At 38.5% G+C, this 23,634-nt stretch carries 22 protein-coding genes and 1 other RNA gene; 11 read left to right on the top strand and 12 right to left on the bottom strand.

The features are described from left to right. Positions 1–181: 181 nt before the first annotated feature. The 3 genes from frc to yaaA all read right to left on the bottom strand — a co-directional run bounded on the left by frc (position 182) and on the right by yaaA (position 4,081). Positions 182–1,507 (bottom strand): formyl-CoA transferase, encoded by a 1,326-nt coding sequence (gene frc / locus DTK66_RS04525; RefSeq protein ID WP_153931386.1) that lies wholly within the window; start codon positions 1,505–1,507, stop codon positions 182–184. Continuing rightward, complete coding sequence (gene oxc / locus DTK66_RS04520; RefSeq protein ID WP_191667914.1) at positions 1,500–3,233, bottom strand: oxalyl-CoA decarboxylase; 1,734 nt, start codon at positions 3,231–3,233, stop codon at positions 1,500–1,502. The genes frc and oxc overlap by 8 nt, the downstream gene beginning before the upstream one ends. 98 nt (positions 3,234–3,331) lie before the next feature. Then, entirely contained in the window at positions 3,332–4,081 is a 750-nt protein-coding gene (gene yaaA / locus DTK66_RS04515; protein ID WP_191667913.1) for a peroxide stress protein YaaA, read from the bottom strand. Between the two features lie 252 nt (positions 4,082–4,333). On the opposite strand from yaaA, the gene DTK66_RS04510 reads away from it, so the two are divergent. Both DTK66_RS04510 and DTK66_RS04505 read left to right on the top strand, forming a co-directional pair. Then, positions 4,334–5,077, top strand: coding sequence for a DUF6198 family protein (locus DTK66_RS04510; protein ID WP_191667912.1), 744 nt, complete (start codon positions 4,334–4,336; stop codon positions 5,075–5,077). 22 nt (positions 5,078–5,099) lie between these two features. Further along, the gene (locus DTK66_RS04505) at positions 5,100–5,507 is read left to right on the top strand and encodes a VOC family protein (RefSeq protein WP_153931388.1); all 408 of its coding nucleotides are present in this window, start codon (positions 5,100–5,102) and stop codon (positions 5,505–5,507) included. Between the two features lie 160 nt (positions 5,508–5,667). On the opposite strand, the gene DTK66_RS04500 is transcribed toward DTK66_RS04505, so the two are convergent. Beyond that, on the bottom strand, positions 5,668–5,940 hold the full coding sequence (locus DTK66_RS04500; protein ID WP_153931389.1) for a hypothetical protein: 273 nt from the start codon (positions 5,938–5,940) through the stop codon (positions 5,668–5,670). Positions 5,941–6,075: 135 nt separating this feature from the next. On the opposite strand from DTK66_RS04500, the gene DTK66_RS04495 reads away from it, so the two are divergent. The 7 genes from DTK66_RS04495 (at position 6,076) to DTK66_RS04470 (ending at position 11,138) form a co-directional block, all read left to right on the top strand. Continuing rightward, a complete protein-coding gene (locus tag DTK66_RS04495) occupies positions 6,076–6,561 on the top strand; it encodes a YueI family protein (protein ID WP_153931390.1) in 486 nt (161 codons plus the stop codon). Between the two features lie 3 nt (positions 6,562–6,564). Beyond that, positions 6,565–7,869: a replication-associated recombination protein A gene (locus tag DTK66_RS04490; protein ID WP_153931391.1), complete on the top strand. Its 1,305-nt coding sequence runs from the start codon at positions 6,565–6,567 to the stop codon at positions 7,867–7,869. A gap of 37 nt (positions 7,870–7,906) precedes the next feature. Then, positions 7,907–8,094: non-coding RNA, 6S RNA (ssrS, locus tag DTK66_RS11205), on the top strand. Between the two features lie 83 nt (positions 8,095–8,177). After that, positions 8,178–8,474 (top strand): hypothetical protein, encoded by a 297-nt coding sequence (locus tag DTK66_RS04485; protein WP_153931392.1) that lies wholly within the window; start codon positions 8,178–8,180, stop codon positions 8,472–8,474. 77 nt (positions 8,475–8,551) lie between these two features. Then, positions 8,552–9,040, top strand: a complete 489-nt coding sequence (locus tag DTK66_RS04480; protein WP_153931393.1) for a universal stress protein — start codon at positions 8,552–8,554, stop codon at positions 9,038–9,040. A 106-nt stretch (positions 9,041–9,146) separates the two neighbouring features. After that, positions 9,147–10,238 (top strand): GntR family transcriptional regulator, encoded by a 1,092-nt coding sequence (locus DTK66_RS04475; protein WP_191667911.1) that lies wholly within the window; start codon positions 9,147–9,149, stop codon positions 10,236–10,238. A gap of 60 nt (positions 10,239–10,298) precedes the next feature. After that, positions 10,299–11,138: an aldo/keto reductase gene (locus DTK66_RS04470; RefSeq protein ID WP_191667910.1), complete on the top strand. Its 840-nt coding sequence runs from the start codon at positions 10,299–10,301 to the stop codon at positions 11,136–11,138. Positions 11,139–11,179: 41 nt separating this feature from the next. On the opposite strand, the gene DTK66_RS04465 is transcribed toward DTK66_RS04470, so the two are convergent. The 6 genes from DTK66_RS04465 to DTK66_RS04440 form a co-directional block, all read right to left on the bottom strand. Next, entirely contained in the window at positions 11,180–11,752 is a 573-nt protein-coding gene (locus tag DTK66_RS04465) for a sugar O-acetyltransferase (protein ID WP_191667909.1), read from the bottom strand. Positions 11,753–11,861: 109 nt separating this feature from the next. Continuing rightward, positions 11,862–13,283, bottom strand: coding sequence for an L-arabinose isomerase (gene araA / locus DTK66_RS04460; RefSeq protein WP_191667908.1), 1,422 nt, complete (start codon positions 13,281–13,283; stop codon positions 11,862–11,864). A gap of 57 nt (positions 13,284–13,340) precedes the next feature. Next, entirely contained in the window at positions 13,341–14,069 is a 729-nt protein-coding gene (locus DTK66_RS04455) for an L-ribulose-5-phosphate 4-epimerase (RefSeq protein WP_153931399.1), read from the bottom strand. A 3-nt stretch (positions 14,070–14,072) separates the two neighbouring features. Continuing rightward, entirely contained in the window at positions 14,073–15,698 is a 1,626-nt protein-coding gene (locus tag DTK66_RS04450; protein WP_153931400.1) for a xylulokinase, read from the bottom strand. A 12-nt stretch (positions 15,699–15,710) separates the two neighbouring features. Then, entirely contained in the window at positions 15,711–17,135 is a 1,425-nt protein-coding gene (locus DTK66_RS04445) for a sugar porter family MFS transporter (protein WP_370649456.1), read from the bottom strand. 318 nt (positions 17,136–17,453) lie between these two features. Further along, positions 17,454–18,344 (bottom strand): ArsR/SmtB family transcription factor, encoded by an 891-nt coding sequence (locus DTK66_RS04440; protein WP_191667906.1) that lies wholly within the window; start codon positions 18,342–18,344, stop codon positions 17,454–17,456. Between the two features lie 282 nt (positions 18,345–18,626). On the opposite strand from DTK66_RS04440, the gene DTK66_RS04435 reads away from it, so the two are divergent. Beyond that, complete coding sequence (locus DTK66_RS04435; RefSeq protein ID WP_191667905.1) at positions 18,627–19,598, top strand: glycoside hydrolase family 43 protein; 972 nt, start codon at positions 18,627–18,629, stop codon at positions 19,596–19,598. Between the two features lie 21 nt (positions 19,599–19,619). Next, positions 19,620–20,894 carry an oligosaccharide MFS transporter gene (locus DTK66_RS04430; RefSeq protein WP_191667904.1) on the top strand — a complete coding sequence of 425 codons (1,275 nt, stop codon included), beginning with the start codon at positions 19,620–19,622 and terminating at the stop codon, positions 20,892–20,894. A 78-nt stretch (positions 20,895–20,972) separates the two neighbouring features. On the opposite strand, the gene DTK66_RS04425 is transcribed toward DTK66_RS04430, so the two are convergent. Both DTK66_RS04425 and DTK66_RS04420 read right to left on the bottom strand, forming a co-directional pair. Continuing rightward, on the bottom strand, positions 20,973–21,818 hold the full coding sequence (locus DTK66_RS04425) for a helix-turn-helix domain-containing protein (RefSeq protein ID WP_191667903.1): 846 nt from the start codon (positions 21,816–21,818) through the stop codon (positions 20,973–20,975). 418 nt (positions 21,819–22,236) lie between these two features. Next, positions 22,237–23,373 (bottom strand): D-alanine--D-alanine ligase family protein, encoded by a 1,137-nt coding sequence (locus tag DTK66_RS04420; RefSeq protein ID WP_153930416.1) that lies wholly within the window; start codon positions 23,371–23,373, stop codon positions 22,237–22,239. Positions 23,374–23,634 lie beyond the last annotated feature (261 nt).

Raw genomic sequence — 23,634 nt, 5'->3', positions numbered from 1 at the left:
TTATTTTTATAAGAGGTAAAAATCTGTAATAAAAAAGCTAACAGCTGGAAAAATTTTTTCATTAGCTGTCAGCTTTTTTTATCGGTGTCTTCCTAATATAACGTTATAAATATATTTAGGAACTATATGATAATAATTTAATTAATTTATTTTCACGACTACATCCGTGTTAAGTTAAACCTTATTCGTCTTTAATAACCTCTGTTCGCGGATTATGCGGAGTCTTTGCTTTAGAAATAACGCCTTTTGCCACAAGATCTGCAATTTGTTGAGGATCATAACCAAGTGAAGATAATATTTCTTGGTTATTTTCTCCTAAATCCGGTGCTCGTTTATAAGTTGGCTGGTAATTTGATATTGTAAACGGCATGCCGACCGTCTTAAAGGTCCCCCTATTTCCTCCTTGATTAATCTCGACAATCGTTCCATCATTATTTAAATCAGGATCATTAGCCAATTCATGCCAATCAAGAACTGGACCAACTGGAATACCAGCCGCCCCTAATTTTTTAGTTAACTCATACTTATCATATTGTTTAGTATAGGACTCAATTAAGGGATAAATTTCTTGCTTGTGTAATTGACGATGTTGCCAATCCGTAAAGCGCTCATCTGTAGCCCATTCTGGATGCCCCATCACATTAGCAATTGCTTCCCAGCTTGAATTTTTATTTTGAATAACAATATAAACATAAGCATTTGGATCATTTTCCCAGCCTTTTGCCTTATAGGTCCAACCAATAACCTGACCGCCTTCGCTATTTTCTGCACGAGGAATTGCTTTGCCCCACTGATAATTAGGATAGACAGCATAGTATGGTAACGCACCGAGATTATCCAAAATAAGCTGGTCACGTAATTTTATGCGACACAAGTTAATCACCGCATCTTGCATTGATTGATAAACATAAGTACCTTCTCCAGTGTGTTCTCGTTGAAGGAGGGCTGCTAAAATGGCAATTGTTAAATGCATGCCAGAATTAGAGTCACCTAAGGCAGCAGCTGATTGAGTTGGGATATTAGCAGAACCCTCATTCCAACCAGTTGCTGAAGCTGCACCGCCAGCTGATTGGGCAACTGGTTCAAAAGCCTTTACATTAGCAAAACGTGATCCCTTATTAAACCCTTTTAACGATGCCATAATTAAACGAGGGTTTAGCTGATGAACCTTATCCCAACCAAAGCCTGCCTTAGTCGCTGCCCCAGGTTTGATATTTTCAACAAAAATATCTGCTTTTTTCAGCAAATCATACATAATTTTCTTGCCTTCAGGGGTTTTAATGTCTAACGTTAAGGACTTTTTATTTGCATTCAGCTGTAAATAATAAAGACTCCATGAATCTTTAATATCTAATAGTTCATTCCGCGTTGGATCACCGGTATTAGTACGTTCGATTTTGATAACTTCTGCCCCTAACCAAGCTAATAATTGGGTACATGAAGGTCCCGATTGAACCTGCGTCCAATCAACAACTTTAATTCCCTTTAACGGTGCACTATTATTCATGATGAGCAGTCCTTTCTTTTCTTTCTAATGGTGCTAAATTTAATTGCGGATTTAGATTGCCAATATGTCCCGACTCTTTTCCCATTGATGGGGCAATCTGAACATTAATAACACTTGGTTTCCCTGAATCTACAACCTTGCTAAAAGTGGCCTTCATGTCAGCATAATTACTTACAAAATAATTATTTCCACCAAATGCTTGAGCTAACAGGTCATACCTTGCAGTCGGATTAAGCGTTGTTGGACCAAGTTGATTAGGCACAACTTGACCAATCCCGTTATAAATTCCGCCATTATTAATAACAACAACAGTAATTGGCAAGTGATAGCGACATATTGTTTCAATCTCCATTCCATCAAATCCAACTGCACTATCGCCTTCAAGAGCAACTACATGTTTACCGGTCTCAATCGCTGTGGCAATCGCATACCCAAGGCCAACTCCCATTACACCCCACGTCCCAGTATCTAGCCGATGACGTGGCAACTGCATACCAATTAAATTTCGACCAATATCAAGAGTATTGGCCCCCTCGCTTACCAAATAAGTATCCGGATTAGCTTGAAAATAATCGGCAATCGGCTCAATCGCCCCATAATAACCAAATAATGGGGTAGTTTTACCGCTATTAATCCGTTTAGCAAACTTGGCATCGTTTTTGATCTTGTCTGCATTAATTTGTGCAAGCCATTCAGAACTGGCGCGATAACCGCTAGCAATCAGTTTAGGAACCAGCTTATTAAGAATTGAACACAGATCGCCCTGAAGTGGAGCATCAATTTTTTGTGCTGAATCAAATTGAGTAGCATCAATGTCAAGTTGAACAAATTTGGCATGAGGATTAAATAAGGGGGCATCCCCATAAGAAAGCATCCAGTTTAGACGTGCCCCAATTACAATTACAACATCCGCATTCTTTAGCGATAACGAGCGTGCGGCCGCTGCTGAATACTTATTGTTATCTGGCACTAATCCTTTAGCCATTGACATTGGCAAAAACGGGATAGCAGTCTTATTAATCAGTTTTTGTACCTGTTTTTCTGTTCGGGCATAAGCTGCCCCTTTGCCAAGAATTATTAATGGCTTTTTGGCTTCAGTAATAATTGCAATCGCGCGAGAAATAGCTTCATCACTAGGTAACTGTTGGGGAGCGGGATCAACCAGTTGATATATTCCCGGTGTAATTTGCCCACTTTCGGTATTCTCTTGAGCAATCGTTTCCGCTGGCAAATCGAGGTAAACTCCCCCTGGCCTACCGGAAACGGCAGTCCGAATTGCACGCGCTACTGCCAGTCCCATATCCTGTGCACGATCAACCCGATATGCTTTCTTACAAAACGGTTTAGCAATATTGTACTGATCGAGCCCTTCATAATCTCCTTGGGATAAGTCAATAACACTTCTAGCAGACGATCCTGAAATCATAATTAAAGGAAAACAATTCTTTGTTGCTTGAGCAAGTGCTGTTAACCCATTTAAAAAGCCAGGGGCCGATACCGTCAATGCAACTCCAGGTTTTTGAGTTAAAAAGCCTGCTGCAGCTGCCGCATTTACTGCTGAATCTTCCCGCCTAAAGCCGTAGTACTCCATTCCACGCAGTTCTGCGAGCCGTGCTAAGTCGGTCACCGGAATTCCAACGATTCCATATAATCGATTAATACCGTTTTTTTGTAATGCTTCAATTAAAATATTTGCGCCTGTTTTATCTAAAGAATTATCTGTCATTTCCATCCACCTCACCTACTTCAACTAACTAGTCATATCAACTCAATTAATTAATTTATAATGCAGAATGAAATAATTAGCAAACAATCCGTCCCTCACTACTTAATTAATTCATAGACAAGGCTAGATGGCGACGAAAGATCATCACGATAACGGTAACCACCAACATTAAACTTTTTAACCCCCGCTATTGTTTTAATTTGGTTTTCAGCTAAATAACGAACCATATTGCCACGAGCCATCTTTGCTAAAGTCGCTTTTTGCTTAATTTTTCCGTCAATCATTTCACCAAAGATACACTTAATAAACTGATCATCCGGTCGCAAATAAGGGGTAATCGCTTTTTCATATTCAACTGATGCTAGATCAAGAACCAGATTGTTATTACGATAAAGCGATTGATATAATCGATTCCCCCAAAACTGATAAAGGTTATCGTAACCATCAAATGATACGTTGTCACCCATCCCCAGCCGATATGGAACAATGCCGTCAAAGGGCCGTAATAATCCATAAAAACCTGATAAGATTCGTAAGTTCTGCTGTACATAATCTAACCCCGTTGCCGAGAAAACATCAGGGGCCATATATTGATATTGCAATCCCGTAAAAGCAATAATTGCTGGTGTTAAGTGACGTTCTAAGTTCATCTCATGTAGCCATTGATAATTTTTCATTGCTAGTCGCGTACTACAATTTCCCCAAACTTTGTGCACTTCATCATAAGAAAGTGTCTTCATCCATTGATAAATCTTCTTCGTTTGTCCTAAAAACTGTGGTAAATCATGATATGGTAAGGAGTCTGTATCTACCTGCATCGTTCGTGCTGGCGCAATAATTATTTTCACTTTTATCATCCTTTTCAAAATTTTTTGTAAGCTTTTTCAGTAAATTGGTCTAATTAGATTTTAACTTGTAACAGCCAGTTGATGAGGGCGTTTTCAGTAAATCGTTTCAATAATTTTGGTATATGATAAAACGCACCAATTCAACTTATAAAGCGCTTGACAAGTTTTTTTGATAGTTGTAAATTAGTTCATCGTAAAGAGAAAGTGAATAACTTCACCAGACAATTGGTTAAGTTAGAAGGGAGAATACAAATGGAGCAAGAAAAAGTTCCAGTACAAGGTCAGGTTGCTGAACGAACGCTTTCATTAACCGCTAGTTGGGCATTTTTTGCCTTGTCAATCGTTATTAATTCAATGGGGAACGTTTTAACACTTGTCACAAGCTCACATGTTCATCCTCAATTCCTCGGTTCTGCTTACTGGACAGCAGCTGAAAATAACCTTGGGATCGCTGTTTTAGGCAATAACTCTATGACCCTTTTTTGGGCATTTATGGTTCTAGGAATGTTAACTTCTGTCCTCAACGCGATTTTAATGCACAAATGGGATTGGCGGCGTATCGGTGGTAATTTTATTTTCATGTTACCATTCTCAATCTTTATCCAGTGGTTCTCTGACATCTTTAATCGGATCATGCCCGATGCCACTACTTTACCAATGGTTATCCTCTATGTTTTTATTAACTTCTTAGGGGTTGCTTTCATTGGAACCGCCATCTCAATTTACCAACGTGTAAACCTTGTGCTGCACCCCGCTGATGACCTTTTCCAAATCATTCGTTTCCGTTACTGTCATGGTAATGCAACGATTGCGATGTGGTTATCATACATCCCACCAACAATTATGGCCATTATCGCTGCCTTTATGCAAGGCGGGATTTATAACTTTGGTTTAGGTACTTTATTTGCCTTAGCCTTTCAAGGTGCCATTACAGGTTGGGCAGATCGCTTTATCTTCCCTAAGTTAAAGCACCAAGCACTTGATATTGGTAATTAAAATTATATAGGAGTGATTTATCATGGCATTTAACAAAAGTTTAGCGGGTTACTTTGATGACGTACAACACATCGGGATTCCAACTGATGATATGACAAAGACCATTGCTTTTTGGGAAAAATTAGGATTTAAGAAGTTAGGTGAATTCGATACTGACGACCAGGGAAACGAAGTCGTCTTCATGCAATATGGTCACCTAACTTTAGAAATTTGGACTGGTGACGGTGCCGTTCATAAGACAGGTGCTATTAATCATATTTCGCTTAACACCAGTGATGCAGACGCTGCTTTTAAAGCTGCGAAGGCAGAAGGGTTCAAATTAAAAGATAGCGAAGTCCAACACTTAGACTTCTGGGACAAGGGAATCAAGTTCTTCAATATTGAAGGTCCTAACAGTGAAACAATTGAATTTTGTGAAATTGTAAAATAAACCATCACCCTTGACTAATCAATCATAAAACCCTTATATAGCAGCATAGTACACAAAGAGGCGCTAGTATTCGGAAATCCGAACGCTAGCGCCTCTTTACACTTGCCAGGGAGCGTAAAACAAAGTCGCAACTGATTTCTGTCACGCACCCTTTCATTAATTAAGACTTTTTCTTATATTGGTGTGGCCGATAGCCATTGTAAAATTGAAAAATTGCTAAGACGATATTGGTCCAATTAATTAGTAAGAACCACGGAGCAACTCCACCGCCACCATTGCTTGCAGCATAGTAAGTCCAAAAACCAATCACTACTGCAACGACATTAATCCAGGCAAATGTTTTTGACATTAACCGATTGTTCAGTTGGGCAATTGTCCATACTAAGTTAACAATAAACCAAAATGCCAACACCCAAAATACTGCACTAAACATAATAAACACTTCCCTTATGCTTTAGCCTGCTTTTCTATCCCTTTCATAGTCATCATATAACAAATTTTATACAATTATCAAGAAATAACGGTCTGCAATTTCGTGTTACAATTGCATGATAAGGAGGCATGCGATATGTCAGAACAAGAAAAGAGTGCGGCTCAACAGCGAATTGATAATGCGATTTACGGAACACCAAAGATCAAGCCAGATGAACAGCGGAAATATCTCGGTACATTTCGCGAACGGGTCTGCCTTACAATCAGTGTGCAGGAATTAAAAGAACAAAACTGGACCAAGGCCTTAACCGCTGAATTAGCGCGGGGGATTGGCAGCTTAGTATTTATCAACGGTAACTTATCTCAAGATGAAATTCGTCCATATATTCAAACAGCTACCCATGCTAATGCCCGCTTTACATTAAAGACCGATCCTGAATATAAAACCGATCCTGCAGCATTGGCTGTTGTCGTTGCTGCTAAAACCGCTGTGTATCAATCACCCGTTGACGTCCAAAAACGCTATCCTAATTTAGCTAATTCATCGCATAACTCAAAAACAACCTCACTGCCTCACCAAGGATTTTTCCATCGACTCTTCCATAGAAAGGAACGAAGCTAGTTTATGCAACAACCACTTGCTTATCGAATGCGCCCACGAACCCTTGATGAAGTTGTTGGTCAATCTCATCTTGTCGGTCCAGGAAAAATAATTTCACGAATGGTTAAAGCTAAAATGCTCTCATCAATGATTCTTTACGGACCACCAGGAACAGGAAAAACAAGTATCGCTAGCGCAATTGCTGGCTCGACTAAGTATGCCTTTCGGAAATTAAACGCAGCTACCGATACGAAAAAAGACCTGCAAATCGTCGCCGAAGAAGCAAAAATGAGCGGAACCGTAATCTTATTGCTCGATGAAATTCATCGTTTAGATAAGGTTAAACAAGATTTTCTTCTTCCGCACCTTGAAAGCGGTCGAATTGTTCTTATTGGTGCAACCACCGAAAATCCCTATATTAGCATTAATCCTGCAATCCGCAGTCGGACGCAAATTTTCCCTGTTCACCGCCTGTCAAGTGAAGAGATGATGATCGCTATTGAGCGCGCCTTAACGGATAAGGAGCGCGGCCTTGGTAAATTGCCAATTGTTCTGGAAGAAAATGCTAAAGAGCAATTAGTCAACGCAACTAATGGCGACTTGCGCAGCGCACTAAATGGCCTCGAATTAGCTGCTAAGTCAACTGATCCAAGCGCCGATGGCAAAATATATCTTACATTACCGATTATTGAAGAAAGCGTGCAGAAAAAAGCCTTGTCTGCTGATAAAGATGGTGATGCCCATTATAACGTTATTTCAGCATTTCAAAAATCAATTCGTGGTTCTGATACGGACGCAGCGCTCCATTATCTTGCACGCCTCATTGAAGCCGGCGATCTTACTATCATTGCACGGCGTTTAATGGTTACTGCCTACGAAGATATCGGCTTAGCAAACATGCCGGCTGTTCAACGAGCGGTTACTGCAATTCAAGCAGCAGAACGAGTCGGTTTGCCAGAAGCAAGAATTCCATTAGCTGATGCTGTAATCGAGCTGTGCTTATCTCCCAAATCAAATTCTGGAATTACAGCAATTGACGAAGCGCTATCCCAAGTTCGTCAAGGTGGATTTGGCGATGTCCCAGATCACCTCAAAGACGCTCACTATAAGGGTGCTGCTAAACTTGGTCATGGGATTGACTATGATTTTCCCCATGACCATCCCCAAGATTGGGTTGCTCAACAATACCTTCCTGACCGAATCAAGGATGCCCAATACTATCAGCCAAAAAACAACGGCCGGTTTGAAGCCAGTCTCGGCCGTCAATACTGGCAATTACGGCAAGCACAGCGGCAAAACCTTAATGGACAGCACCATCCGCGCAAATAATTGCACCAATTAATCAAAGATGCTATTATTAAAGATGAAAATTCTGTAGTGTACGCGTTGTCTAAACGCAGGTTTGCCTTACAGTCTTATTACTTTGGGACTAGTGCATCGCCTTTTGGACAACATGCCTTTACACTTGGTAGTTGAATATTAGGCAGCCGTGTCCCACCTGTCTTAAACACAGGTCAACACTGAATGACAATTAACGGCACCAACGGAGTTTTCGTACATAACCTGGTGGCGTGATAGTAAGGATGTCTTTTACTACCACGCTTTTTTACTTCTAAATTATAGATAGGATCGATTTCATGCTGTTATCAATTTTAATGACTATTTTTGGCTTGATTGCCCTGTTTGAAGGAGTCTTCCTCCTTGCACATATTCATAAGCCCTTCCTTGTATTTGACCCTAATAAAAATAAATACCTTCCGCCCCAATTTCGTAATTGGGGAATTGTAATGACCATTGTCGGTATTTTAAGTATTATTGCTGGATGGACTGACAGTACCGGATTCCTAGTAATCATGGTTATTATCGGCTGTGTAAGCGAAACTTTAATGGCGTTTGCAATCACTGCCGATTTTCGGATAAATCATCGCAAGTAAAGTTCTAGTAAAGCTTTACGCTCAATAGCGGAAAAGTGTATAATAATGGTAAATAATTTAAGGAGGGCACTAAAATTATGGCACAAGAATATAAACACATTTTAGTTCCAGTTGACGGTTCAAAAGAAGCTGAATTAGCTTTTAAGAAGGCAGTTTCTGTCGCAAAACGGAATGGGGCTGACACTGAATTACGTCTTCTTCATGTTGTTGATACCCGAGCATTCCAAAATATTTCAAGCTTTGATACCTCAATGGTTGAACAAGTAACAGACACCGCAAAGAAGACCCTTGATAAGTATATTGACTATGCTAAAAAGAATGGTGTTGATAATGCCAGCTATTCAATTGAATATGGTGCTCCAAAGACAATTATTGCCCGCGATGTACCTAAAGAAATGGGTGCTGACCTTATTATGATTGGTGCTACGGGGCTAAACGCCGTTGAACGGATTTTAATCGGTTCGGTTACCGAATTTGTTACCCGGACAGCAATTTGTGATGTCTTAGTAGTACGGACCGATTTGGACAATAAACCGATTGAAGATCCAAAGAAGCGTCGGTTCTAGTTTTTAAGATTAAATCAATCAAATGCTTCATAAGCGTTAGCCCCGCTAATAATTATGAAGCATTTTTATTATTGCAATTATTTAAATGATGGGAGGGCTGTGCGCATTGGAAGTAAAGTACGAAACCGTAAAACAAACATTACGTAATGAAATTATCGATGGCAAATATCAAATTAACGAAAAACTGCCAACCGAAAGCGCATTAATGAAACGTTTTGACGTATCACGATATACAATTAGGCGAGCTGTTGGTGACCTTGAAAACGAGCATTATATTTACCGAATCCAAGGTGGTGGAATGTTCGTTCAGGATTGGCAACGAGATTGGTCAAAAAATGAAAAGAATAAAATTATTGGCGTTATTAGCACTCATATGGCTGATTATATTTTTCCCCCAATCATTTCGGGAATCGACAGCATCGTGACAGAGCAAGGGTATTCACTAATCGTTGGCAACACTCTTAACGACCACCACCGTGAACGCCAAACAATTTTAAACATGCTCGATTTAAAAATTGCCGGCTTAATCATCGAACCAACGGAAAGTGCTATGCCTAATCCTAATCTTGACTTATACCGCCAAGTTAAAAAATATCAGATTCCCACAATTCTCTTTCACTCAACTTATCCCGGTTTTGACTTCCCGTCGCTCTTAACTAAAGATAAAGAAGCCGAAGAAGAATTAGTAAAATACCTCTTTGATCTTGGTCATTCTGATATTCTTGGCGTTTTTCAAATTAATGACCAGCAAGGTGTTGACCGGATGGGAGGGATGATTAAAGCCTACCAAGATTATGGGATCCCAACTACCAAATCAAATGTTATTATGTATCAATCCGGTGATTCCTATGAAAGTATTATAAAAAAAGTCGATATTATGCTGAATAGCAATCAAGAAATTACTGCGATTGCCTGCTATAATGATCGGTTAGCCACCAGAATTATTAGCCACCTACAAAAACAAGGGATAAGGGTCCCTAACGATATCTCAGTGATCGGCTTTGATAATTACGAAATGGCCCAAATTATTTCGCCAAGCTTAACAACAGCTAACCACCCTAAACGACAGCTGGGCGAAGATGCAGGAAAAATGATTCTAAAAATGATTGATGGTGAACATGTTGAGTCTAAAATCTATGCTCCCGCCATCATTAAAGGACAGTCTACCGCTCCTGTCACCAAAGCCAATGACAATTAGCAGTTATCATGCGGTGACTAGAAGGCTAGAATATATTTATAGAATACGAGGAGAATTAAAATGAATAAAGTACCGCAATTAAAACTTGCAGACGGTCAAACAATGCCCCAAGAAGGTTTTGGCTTATACAAAATTACGGATCAAAGCACTATCACCTCTGCCATCCGTTATGCCTATGATGCTGGCTATCGATTATTCGATACCGCCCAGCTATACAAAAACGAAGCCGAGGTTGGAAAGGCACTGCAAGAACTTAATCTACCGCGCAAAGAACTTTTTATTACAACTAAAGTATCTGAACCCAATCAGGGATTTAAACAAACAATCTCCGCGGTAAAAGAATCATTGCATAAATTAAGGCTCGATTACGTTAACCTCCTCCTTATCCATTGGCCAATCGAACGAGCCTTCTTCGATACATGGGCAGCGTTGGAAGAACTTAAAAAGCAAGGGCTGACACGGTCAATTGGTGTCAGCAATTATCAAATGATTCACCTGCAATATTTAGCGACTCAAGCACACGAAATGCCTGTCATTAACCAAATTGAACGCCACCCGCGCCTAAACCAGCAACCGTTAGTGGAATATGATCGGAAGCATAACATTGTGACCCAGGCTTGGAGCCCACTGGGGCGGGGAACCATTTTAGATAACCCTACACTGCAAAAAATTGCAACTCATCACAACAAATCAACCGCGCAAATTGTCCTTCGCTGGCATCTTCAAAGCGGTGTTGCCTTTATTCCCAAATCTATTCATCAATTACGAATTAAACAAAATCTCGATATTTACGATTTTAAGCTTAGTGATGATGAGATGACCACCATTAATAAACTAAATAATTTTACCCGCGTTGGTAAAGAACCTTCCTTAGTCTATGAATATAACCTTAAATACTAAAAAATAACGTCCATAAGCTTGCTGTGGACGTTATTTTTTTATTACGATTCTTGATATGGATTCTTTTTGACTACCCGTGCCGGATTACCAGCAATTATGACGTTATCACCAAAAGATTTAGTAACAACGCTCCCGGCGCCAACAATCACATTATTACCTAATACAACTCCTGGACAAATAATCGCCCCGCCGCCTATCCACACATCATCGCCAATCGTAATATCCTTGCTTTGTCCGTATGCGCCATTGCGCCGAAGCGTGGGATCAAGCGGATGATTCACCGTATATAACTGAACACGCGGACCTAACAAACAATGCTTACCAATATAGATTGGACTAACATCAAGCATTACACAATCATAATTTGCAAAGAAATCATCGTCAACATAGATATTATATCCGTAGTCGCATCTGAACTGAGCATGCACTTCACACCCTTTACCGACATGCCCGAATAATTGCCGAATTATCTGCTCACTTGCTTCGGGATTTTCTTCCCCCATCGCATTAAATCGCTCAACCAATTTGCGTGCATACTGACGCTCATGAACAAGCTGGTGGTCATAAACCTTAAACACTTCCCCAGCTAGCATTTTTTCTTTTTCTGTTTTCATTTTATAACCAGCTTTCTTACCGCTAAGGATAAAAAGAAATGGTCATACCCGTCTCGAGGTCAGCGAGTAAAACCATTTCTCCTACTAGAATATTTTTCTACGAAACTTATTATTCAATAAAGTCAACTTTAACATCTAACATCTCAAAGAGGTCCTTAATTTGTTGTGGCTTCAAGCTGAAACTCAAGATTGTATGGTGACCCCCACCAGCGTGCATCCAACGTTCTGCACCTTCCTTAAGACCAACAGTAGGCGTCCACAATTGTTTAGCAACTGGAAGGTGTGGTGTTTCTGCTTCTGGCTTATGACAGTCAACAGAGTAACCAATAACCTTGTAGCCATCATTGAAGTATGACAGGGTAACATCAACAGCTTTACCTTCCCGACCGGTAAATACTAATCGTGCCGGGTCATCTTTACCCCCAATGTCTAATGGGTGAACTTCAACTCGTGGCTTATCAGAAGCGATAGTTGGATCAACTTCAAGCATGTGGGAACCGAGAATTGCTTGGTGACCGGCCCGTAAATCAAGCGTGTAGTCTTCCATGAATGCTGTGGCAACATTGTCAGCAGCAATCTTTAGCAAGCGGTCCATTCCAGCAGACTTCCAATCACCTTCAGCACCAAAGCCGTAACCATCACGCATTAATAATTGCGCAGCTAAGCCAGGTAGTTCCTCTAAGCCGTGTAAATCTTCAAAATTAGTAGTAAAGCCAGTGTAGCCCTTTTCATCCATGAATTTCTTTAATGCAAGGTATTCACGGAGTTGGTAACGAACAGAATGTTCATAATGTTCCTTAGTATTATCCCCTTGAACCATTTCATACTTACTTTCAAGGTCTTTATAAGCAGCATCGATTTCATCTTCACTAATACCGTTAACGTATTCTACTAATTCACTTACTGGCCAGTAATCTACTGTCCAGCCAAGGAACATCTGGGCTTCAACCTTGTCCCCTTCAGTAACAGCAACGTTCCGCATAGTATCGCCGAAACGGACAATCTTAATGTTGAAGCTTTCATTATAAGCAACAGCAACATTTTGCCAATCAGCAATTTCTTCTTGAACTTCTTCATCACCCCAGAAGCCATAAACAATCTTGTTATGCTTTTGTAAACGAGCATTAATGTAAGCATATTCACGGTCACCATGAGCTGATTGGTTTAAGTTCATGTAATCAAAGTCAATGGTGTCATATGGAATCTTGTTTAAGTATTGAGTTGCTAAGTGAAGTAGTGGCTTTTGCAAAAGCTTGGTACCACGAATCCAGTTCTTAGCTGGGGAGAAAGTATGCATCCAAGTCATAACACCGGCAACGTTATCGTTATAGTTTGCTTCTTTCATGAACTTAGTAATGCCTTCAGCAGTGGTCATAACACCTTTGAAAACAACCTTGTATGGTAATTTGCCGCTTGCATTTAATTTATCAACAATATCCTCTGCATCAGCAGCAACTGACTTTAATTGTTCTTCACCGTAAAGGAATTGACTACCAGTAACAAACCAAAATTCATAATTTTTAATATCCATGAGATTACACTCCTTTTGTGCATAAAGTTATTTTATTTAATGTAGCTACCAAGTTAATTAAGCGTGCGCTGCATGGTCTTTAGAATGGGCATTATTTTGTCCGTAATAAGCATTAGCACCATGCTTGCGATAATAATGTTTATCAAGTAAATATTGTGGCAAATGCAAGTCTTGATGAGTTAATTGCATTGCGTGATAATCTTCTTCTGCAACGACTTCCAGAACCTTTGCATTGTACACGGCCTTATCAGGCGTCGGTCCCCAGGTAAATGGTCCGTGTTGCATAACTAATGCGGCCGGTGTGGCCTCATAGTCTAAGCCCCGTTCCTTGAAAGAGCGAACAATTACTTTACCAGTATTGCCTTCGTAATCTTCTTCGATTTCTTCCTTAGTTAAGGCATCGGCAGCAGGGACATCAGTATAGAAGGTATCAGCGTGGGTTGTATTCATCGCTGGAACATCCATCCGTGCTGCTGCAAATGATACTGCCCATGGTGAATGAGTATGAACAACTCCACCAATCTTTGGGAAGTGATTATAAAGGTAAGTGTGGGTAGGAGTATCACTGGATGGATTCAAGTCACCCTCGACTACCTCACCATCCAAGTTAACAACAACCATGTCTTCCGGCTTCATCTCATCATACGGAACTCCTGAAGGCTTAATGACAAACAATCCTTTTTCACGGTCAATTCCCGAAACATTCCCCCAGGTAAAAGACACAAGTCCTAGTTCAGGAAGCCGCATATTTGCTTCGTAAACTTCTTTTTTTAGATCTTCAAGCATGAATTAATTACTTCCTTTCTGCTCATCACGTTCATGAATGTCTTGACCAGCTAATGCTTCCACCGGTAAACCAGCCTGATAACGCTTAATAAAGCTTGCATAGCCCTTTACGCCTGCTGGTTCTGGAGTTAGGGTCATACTTTCTGGATCCTTAAATACTTCTTCATCTAAATAATCAGCTAAGGATTCGGCTGCGTTTGTTTCTGCATATTTGGCAAGGACAGCCATCCCCCATGGTCCACCCTCACTTGCAGTATTCATAATTGTAATTGGGATATTTAAGGCGTTAGCAAGAACCTGTTGACCAATTACCGGAGTTCCGAAGAGACCCCCTTGGGCAATCATGACATCAGTTTGAACGTGTTCCTCATTTAGTAAGATGTCCATCCCAATCTTTAATGGTGCAAATGCTGCATAGAGTTGTGTAAGGAAGAAGTTGGCGAGGTTCATCTTACTATTTGGAGTACGGACAAATAAGGGACGTCCTTCTTGGATCTTGGTAATGTTTTCACCAGAAAGATAACTATAATTAATTAATCCACCAGCATCGGGATCAGAATGGACAGTCGCGTCAAAGAGCGTCTCGTATAGCGTATTAGTATCGATTTTGGCTCCAATTGCATTAGCAAAGTCTCTAAATAGTCCAACCCAGGCATTGATATCTGATGAACAATTATTAATGTGGACCATGGCTACTGGATCACCAGTTGGCGTGGTAACAATATCAATATCACGATGAAGCTTCTTTAATGGCGCATCCAACACATTCATGGAGAAGGCTGAAGTTCCAACCGAAATATTTCCAGTCCGCTTGCGAACACTGTTAGTTCCTACCATTCCCGTTCCTGCATCCCCTTCTGGAGGTGCCATCAAACTACCAGCTTGTAAAGTTCCACTTGGATCAAGGAGTTTGGCTCCCGCATCCGTTAACTTACCTGCGCTATGCCCAGCAATTTCAACTGATGGCAAAATTGCTTTTAATTTCCATGGATACTGTTGAACTTCCGGAAGGGCATTGAATTTATCAATAAACTCTTGCTTGTAAGTTAAGGTTTGATCATCGATTGGAAAGACTCCTGAGGCGTCACCAATTCCAAGAACTTTTTCACCGGAAAGTTTCCAATGAACATATCCAGCTAGGGTTGTAATGAAATCAACATCTTTAACATGCGGTTCTTGATTGAGAATTGCTTGATAAAGGTGGGCAATACTCCACCGCTGCGGAATATTAAAATCAAATAACTCTGTTAATTTATCGGCGGACTCTGCAGTAATATTGTTTCGCCAAGTCCTAAATGGTACTAGTAAGTTATTTTCCCTGTCAAAGGGCAGGTAACCATGCATCATGGCACTAACACCAATAGAGCTAATATTTGTCAAGCTCGTGTGATACTTGCTCTGAACATCAGCTTTAATTTGGGAATAAGCTGATTGAATTCCTTCCCAGACTTGATCGAGCGGATAGGTCCAAATTCCATCATTAAATTGATTTTCCCAAGTATAGCTGCCTGACGAAATCGTTTCAAAATCGGTATTAATTAAAACGGCTTTGATCCGCGTTGAACCTAATTCGATCCCCAGGGAAGCCTGTCCCTGCTCGATTTGCGTTGCTGTTTCACGTAAATTCATTAAAGATCCCTCCTAGTTTTCAGGATTGCTTGCCTTTACGCGACCACGGTTAGTTCCTTGTTCTTCAATCTCTTCAAGCGTGTGACCACGAGTTTCTGGAACACAGGTTTTGACGAAGATTACACCAAGGATACAGATGATACCGAAAATAGCGAAGACAGCTTCTTGTGGCATACTTGCCGTCATAATTGGGAAGATCAGACCAACTAACCAAGAACCAATCCAGTTAAATGATGATGCTAAGCCTGAAGCCCGACCACGAATAGCTAATGGGAAGATTTCACCAACAAGAACCCAAGTTAGCGGAGCCCAAGTAAATGAGTAAAATGCAACATAGATACATAAGAAGACAACAATTGTCATCGGATTCATATTTGGCATCATCCAATTGATAACTGCTGGCAAGATGAAGGAAAGCCCCATGACAGCACCCCCAACCATTAGGAGTGTCCGCCGGTTAAACTTATCAGCAATCCACATGTAAACTAAGGAACCAACAACTAAGATAACCCCTTGAACAATTGGCCACATTAAATTAGATGAAGCCGCTTGGCCTGTTGCCTTTTGAACAATCAATGGGATGTAGTAGAAGATGGCGTTTGCACCTTGGAATTGTTGGAAGGCCGCAACTCCGACCCCAGCAATAACCAAGTAACGATATTTACCACTGAATAATGTTGACCAGCTTGTCTTTTGATTTGCTTGACGTTCTTCCTTGGCTGTTTCTTTGATACTTGCTAATTCTTGATCGATTTCTGCCGGGTTCTTACGAATGTAAGTTAAAACCCGCCGTGCTTGTGCTTCGTCACCTTTCCGTAATAAGAAACGTGGTGATTCAGGTAAGCGAAGAACACCGAGGAATAAAATCAAAGCTGGAACAGCAGCTAACCCTAACATTAAACGCCAGGCCCATTCACCAGGGAGATCTTTTAATAGGAAGTCAACAACGTAGGATAATAGCATCCCAGAAACAATCATTGTCTGGTTTAATCCAGATAAACGTCCCCGCGCCTTAGCAGGTGCCATTTCCGACATATAAGCGGGAACTAATGCTGAGGCAGCCCCCACTGCTAGACCTAAAAGCATCCGAACAATAATTAAGTAGTAAGCACTTGCTTCGCCCATGTCCGGTGAAACACCAGATAAAACGGAGAAAACCATAAAGACGATTGCTGACATTAAAATCATTTTTCGACGACCAAATTTGTCTGAAAGTTGACCGGCTAATGCTCCCCCGAAAATTGCCCCAAACATAACTGCAGAAGTAATCCAACCAACGAGTGAAGCTGCATTTTCAAGGTGCCAGTCGGCTTGCAAGAAAGGCAAAGCACCGGTCATAACGCCGATATCGTAACCAAATAGGATTCCCCCAAATGATCCGAAGAAGTAGATAAATGCACTTGATATTTTCTTTTCGGCTTTAGCCATTACATTCATCCTCCTTAAAGATAGAATTTAAAGTAATAATTTCATGAACATGAACGCGCTTTCATTGAACAACTATTATAATAAACTATTTGTACGTACAAATCAAGCAAAGTTTTAAACATTAGTCATTACCAATTGTGAAAAATCGTTTTATACATTTCATAATTATTTGTCTAACTAACTGTTAAAAACGTTTATGCATGTGAAAAGTATTTTTATTTTTTATTACAAAAAAAGACTAATCCCGATTTAACGTATAAAAATAGAAATTAGTCTTTATTTAAGAATTAAGTTTTCTCCGCCAATTTATACGGACAAATACAGGGGTTATTCATAAAACAATTTCATTTGAACACTTTCATGAAAATTCCCAAAATTATGACCATAAATTGTACAACCACCTTTATGAGTAGCTGTCTTTTTTATTTCAAATCGTAAAATAAATCTAGCAGGATCATAAGTTAAATCATTAAGAGATATATTTGACCATGGCTGTCCATCAAGATATGTACCATGATCAGTGATCCTAAAAGTTTTTTGTAAACCATATTGATTAACATTATTAGGTACCCATGCAGGCGTATATTTTCCTCTAACATCTGAAAAATCACCTGGACTCGTCCAAAATCCTAATTCTGTTCTATTTAATGAAATAGTGATATCAGATGGCCAATTATTATTAGAAAACGGAAATTCACTTCCCAATTCTACTACAATATCAATCATTTTTAATTCATCATTCTTTTGTAAGTGGTTAGGAAGTTGATATTCAATATATCCATCATTCCACCAAATCATCCCCGCCTCCATTCGATGAGGATCCGCAAAATAGGATGGATTGTCTACTTTTCCAATATATCCCGTTGAACTTGCTAAGCCACAAGAAGGCTTTACAGAAAAATTAGTAAACTGCCCAACTGGTACTTCAGTTTTATAAATTTTATATTTTTCATAAATCGTCTTTGGAAAATGTATATTAATCTGATCAACACGTAATTTAGCAACTTTTTGATGTCCAACTCGATGAAATTCAATAATGTGTACATCGGCTAATTTATCCAGATGTTTTGAAACGATTGTAGAGCTTAATCCCACTTCATTCGCAAGTTTCATAATACTCAATTGTTTTTTTGATAGTAGTTTAATTATTTTTAAGCGTACCGGCGAAGCTAATGCTTTGTAAACATTAATATAATCTTCTGAAATCATGGTTTCCATGTCTCATCCCTCCTTATTAAAACAATCAATACATTCATTGATTGTTTTAACATTTAAATAATTTTTTCTAATTTAATCAACATTAAGATTGACTATTTATACATCTAAAACAATTATTTTGTTTATTAACTATATGATATCGTTTTCAAAATTCAATAACAATAAACATTTTTATTGAGCTTCGCCAAATTTATTCAATAAATCCTATATAACTTATTGAAAGCGATTTCTAAAGGACGTATCTTTGCATTGTAAGTTATTTCTTATCAAGGAGGAATTATTTTGAGTAAACTTACTTATACTACACCCTTAATTATTCAGCGTGCAGATCCGTATATTTATCGTCATAGTGACGGTTATTATTACTTTACCGCTTCTGTTCCATCCTATAATCGAATTGAAATTCGTAGAGCTCGAACAATAGAAGGCTTAGCGCATGCTGCTCCTCGAACAATTTGGCGTAAGCACAACGAAGGTCCAATGAGCCAATTAATCTGGGCTCCAGAATTACACTTTATAGATGGAAAATGGTTTATTTACTTTGCTGCTGCTGAAACAACAGCTTTTGATGAAAATGGAATGTTTCAACATCGAATGTTTTGTATCGAATGTGATGAGAAAAATCCAATGGAAAGTGAAGATGATTGGATAGAACGCGGTCAAGTTCATACACCTATGGACTCATTCTCGCTTGATGCAACCTGCTTTAAGCTTAACGGTAAATTATATTATGTTTGGGCTCAAAAAGACCCCGATATCAAAGGAAATTCTAATCTCTATATTGCAGAAATGAAAAATCCTTGGACACTAAAAACTCCCCCAGTAATGCTTAGTAAACCTGAATACAATTGGGAAACAAAAGTATTTTGGGTTAATGAGGGACCAGCTATTCTCCATCGAAATGGAAAGCTTTTTCTTACTTATTCTGCAAGTGCTACAGATGAAAATTATGCAATGGGTATGTTAACTTGTGACGAAAATAAAGATGTACTTAATCCACAAAATTGGCAAAAATCATCTACTCCTGTATTTCAAAGCGATATCACTCACCATCAATATGGACCAGGCCACAACTCATTTACTGTTGCTGAAGATGGCAAAACTGATTTAATGGTTTATCACTGTCGTAATTATACAAATATTAAAGGGGATCCGTTGTATGATCCTAACCGTCATACAATTGTTAAATTATTTACTTATAACAATGATGGTACACCTAATTTTGGTAAACCCGTTCCATATAGCAATCTTTAATTGAGAAAGGAATGTATAATTATGGATAAAACAGAAAATTCAGCAATTGTTACTGAAAATCGTAGTAAAGATTTTTGGGGATTTCCCGTTACACACTTTAGTTACTTTTTTACATGGGCAATTGTGTTTGGATATTTAACGCTTTGGCTTGAACAACAGGCACACTTCAATGGAATTGAAGCCGGATTAGTTTTCTCAATGATGTCTGGAATTTCTCTGATTTTTCAACCTGTCTTTGGTATTATTTCTGATCGACTAGTAATGAAAAAGAATCTGGTCATTACAATTTCCATTGGTATGATTTTAATTGGACCTTATTTTCAATGGCTATTTAATCCGCTTTTATCAATTAGTCGTTTTTTTGCGGCTCTTACTACCGGAATTTACTTAAGCTTTATTCTAAATGGTGGTGTATCTGTAATTGAACAATATGTTCAACGTGCAAGTTTAACTAACGGCTTCGAGTATGGGCATTCACGAATGGGTGGCTCATTAGCTGGGGCTGTAGCTGCTTTAGTTGGTGGCCGCTTATTCCTTTGGAGCCCTAATTCAATCTTTTGGGCATGTACAATTGCAGCTATTGTATTAACTTGTTGTTTCGTCTTTAGTGATAAAATCCACTTAGACAATGTTCAAGCTGCAGGGGAAGACACCTCTAATAAATTAAATGTTAAACAAATTGGTTCAATTTTTAAGCTTCGTAACTTTTGGATTCTCTCACTTTTCTATATGGGAACTTCTGCTATTTATGATGTTTTTGATCAACAATTTATTATCTTTTTCAAGTCATTTTTCCATGCAGTAGCACAAGGAACTATTGCTTATAGTTATATGACTAGTGCTCAAACAGCATTAGAATTTCTCTTAATGATTCCAATGCCATGGATTATTAATAAAATTGGTTCACGTAACGGATTAATTTGTTACGGGATTATTTTAACAATACGTATTGTAGGATCTGCCTTAGTGCCTAGTTTAACTTTTGTTATTATCTTGCGTTTACTAGCTGGTCTAGAAATGCCTATCTTACTTGTTTCTATTATGAAATATATTGCCGGGGCCTTTGATCTTCGTCTTTATGCCACTGTATATGCACTTTCTTCAAATTTTGCTAAACAAATTTCAGTTTTCTTTTTCTCATCATTTGCAGGAAAATTATATGACCAAATTGGCTTTCAACATACATATTTAATTCTAGGAATTATTGTTGGAATTGTTACCCTTATTTGTGCTTTTACTCTTACTAAAGAAGATCCTATTCAAGCTGGTGAAATCAAAGAAAAACCTACTAAATAATTTATAATCATATAAAAAAACGAAGCTGAGACATAGTAAAACTATCTCAGTTTCGTTTTTTGATTACACATATTTTAATTATACTTCTAAATTCTTTAGTTCTAATAAAATTGTATCTTCAGTGACTGAACCGTGCCGAGCAATACTGAGACTCTTTGCAATCTCCAAGGCTTCTTTAGCCTTTTTTGCATCATTTTTTAAGATATAGCTTCTTCCAATACAAAGGTACAACTCATCTAATAAGAATAATGAATCATGCTCACGGCACAGTTCAATCCCTTTATTAGCGACTTTAATTGCATTATCCGGATCATCAAGCTGAAGATATAATTCTGCAATTTGACAATCGATTGAAGCCCACTGGTGAAGGCTTCCGATTAATTTTTTGTTATCAATTAACTTTACTGAACGGGTTGTTAGGCGAGCAGCCCGTTCTTTGTCGCCACGTTTTAAGTAAGCCAGCGCCATCCCAGCAGTAGTCATTGCTAAGTAAATATTTGCGCTAGTAGTAGCAAATTGTGTCAATACCAGTTCAAAATTGAAAATTGCTTCGTCTAATTGATCGCTCTCAACTTGAACCATTCCAACTAGATAATAGTAACGTTGCTTATCAAAATCACTCTCTAAATTTTTAACATGAACCTTCTTCAATAGTGTTGAAGCATCCTCAAAATTGCGTGAAATTAAGTTATCAACAATTTGGTTAAATGTTTCATTTATTCCACTAACTTCATTTTCGACAATTCGATCAGAAGAAATATTTAAACGTTCACATATTGCCGTTAAAATATCCATTTTGGGTAAGCGATTTTGTTTTTCCATTAGGCTAATCGTTGCTTGAGTACAGATTCCCTCAGCTAAAGCTGTCTGAGATAACCCGCGTTTGCGACGAATTTGTTTTAATAGGTCTCCTCGGAGTTTCATTGTTTACCTTCCTTCATCATGATTGTTGAATTATAAAAAATAAATCCTTTATAAGCTACACCATTGCCAACCATAGTATACCACTATTAATGGTACACTTTTTATTAATTTGATAATATTTGCTGCATAATTATAGGGTATAAATAAATTAATGATTATAAAGCCTAAAATATTGCAAATAACTATCCAAAATTATATTATCTTTGGTCATCCCCATGTAACTTTAACAATCAAAATTAGCGTTGTGATAATATTCTTAAAATTTTTAATAGTTATATTATATTATAACAACGTTTTACTTCAATGCCAATATAGCGAATTTTGCTTAACTTTGCAAAATATTTACTTACTTTTTATCAATTATAAGAATAATAAAAATCAGAATATTGACGAATCAATATCCTGACTCCTTTGTTGCTTAATCATTATTATATTTCTTTTGCCCCACGCGTTCAGTTCCCAACTTACGGAAATCATATTTGATCTTACTATTGCGTTCAAACTCTTCAAGACCTAATTGAATTAGCCGATCAATTAAATCAGAATATGAAATTCCCGAAACTTCCCACATTTGCGGATAAAGGCTAATATTGGTAAATCCTGGTAATGTATTTGGTTCACCCAGATAAGGCACGTTATTACTATCCACAAGGAAGTCAATTCGAGCCATCCCCTTCATGCCAAGAGCTTTATATGCCTTTAATGCCATATCAGTAATCTCATCAACTAAATATTGTGGTAATTTTACTGGCAATTCAAAGACGACTCCACTCGCATCGACAAACTTATTTTCATAGTCATAGAATAAATCATCTTTAGGAACACGTACAGCCCCTAACTTAGATGCAATCGGATGTTCATTTCCTAAAATAGAAATTTCAACTTCTTGTGGCCGATCAATTCCTTGCTCCACTAATACCTTATAGTCGTATTTAAAAGCATCGTCAAGCGCCGTTTCATATTCGTCTGCATTAGTAACACGATGAATCCCTACTGACGATCCCTGTTTAGCTGGCTTTACAAATGTCAGATTGCCTAGTTTCTCTTCAATTCGTCCCCATGAGTAGTCTGCACGATTTTCAGGTGTAACTAATACATAAGGAGTATTACGAATCCCGGCCTGAGTAATTATCTTTTTAGTAAGATCTTTATCAAAAGCCATGGCACTAGCAGAAATGTTTGAACCAACATATGGCTTGTTAAGGAGCTTAAATAAACCTTGAATTGTTCCATCCTCACCAAGATTACCATGGATAACCGGGAAGAAGAAGTCGATCTCTTTTTGTTCGTTTAATGCCATAATGGGGGCTAGCGGACTGGAAAGATCCATTTTGCGATAAGCTTCTTCAACTACTTCATCCTCTGGCTCACCATCAAAGATTTTTTGTGAAGCCTCATTATTAAGTAAGATTCCATCTTTGGTGAACATAAATAAGCTCACATCATACTTATCTTTATCAAGCGCATCGTAAATATTATGTGCTGATCGCTTTGACACATCATGTTCAGAGGAGTTGCCTCCAAATAATAAAGCGATGTGTAATTTCTTGGTCATAGTAAATACCACCTTAAACATTTTTTATCTTAACCGTTTTCCTAGAACCTTAAGTATAACATGAACCATAAATATCCGCCAAGGTTATTAATAAAAAGAATGTTATTAATCTGAGTTTTTCTGCATTTACTAAACCTATCAATAATAAAATACCAACACTACGTTATAAATAACCCGGGAAATAATCTTTTTTAGGACAAGATAAACTAACAACTATCGTACTTAGACTTTACAATATTTAAAATCATAACCACCCGTCAA

Origin of the sequence: Limosilactobacillus walteri, from assembly GCF_014830205.1 — a bacterium.
Classification (GTDB): Bacteria; Bacillota; Bacilli; order Lactobacillales; family Lactobacillaceae; genus Limosilactobacillus; species Limosilactobacillus walteri.
The sequence above is the reverse complement of the archived record's forward strand: the minus strand, read 5'-3'. Positions and strand labels throughout refer to the sequence as shown.